The following is a 719-nucleotide window of genomic DNA, read 5'->3' as shown; positions in this document are numbered from 1 at the left end:
GGGCTCGACGACTGGCACGAACTCCGCACCCACCGGCACGGCGTCGAGGTCATTGGCTACTGGGGCGAGGCCGTCGGCACCGTCGCGCAGGCCCGCGAGCTGATCGCGGGCACGCAGGCGCGCGGGCTGGCCGGTGATCTGTTCGTCGACGGCGCGCTCGGGTCGCGTACCGCCTGGCTGCACGAGCCCTACACCGACGTGCCCGCCGACTGCCCGGCGCCGACCGGCAACAGCTACCTCGACGAGGATGCGGTCGCCGCGCACCTCAGTGCGTGCACCGAGGCCGGGATCACGGCCGGTTTCCACGTCATCGGCGACGCCGCCGTGGCCGCGGTCACCACGGCACTGGAGACGGTGGTGCAGCGGTTCGGCGTCGCGGCGGTGGCCCGCTGTGGGCACCGCCTCGAGCACCTCGAGATGGTCACCGCCGAGCAGGCCGACCGGCTCGGCGCCTGGGGTGTCATCGCGAGCATGCAGCCGAACTTCGACGCGCTGTGGGGCGGCGCGCACGGCATGTACGCCCAGCGCCTCGGCGTCGAGCGTGCCGCGGGGCTGAACAGGTTCGCGATGCTGGCATCCCGGGGCATTCCGCTGGCGTTCGGCTCCGACACCCCGGTCACCGACATGAACCCGTGGGCCACGGTCCGCGCGGCGACCACCCACCACACCCCGGGCAGCGCGGTCTCGGCCCGCGCCGCGTTCGCCGCCGCGACCCGCGG

At 74.5% G+C, this 719-nt stretch carries 1 protein-coding gene; it reads left to right on the top strand.

Features of this window, described 5'->3' with window-relative positions:
- Nucleotides 1-719 (top strand): amidohydrolase family protein (locus tag MVA01S_RS30035; protein ID WP_159426399.1); only part of this gene is annotated, 719 nt, incomplete at both ends.

This window comes from Mycolicibacterium vaccae NBRC 14118 = CIP 105934, from assembly GCF_001552715.1.
Taxonomy (GTDB): domain Bacteria; phylum Actinomycetota; class Actinomycetes; order Mycobacteriales; family Mycobacteriaceae; genus Mycobacterium; species Mycobacterium vaccae.
The sequence above is the reverse complement of the archived record's forward strand: the minus strand, read 5'-3'. Positions and strand labels throughout refer to the sequence as shown.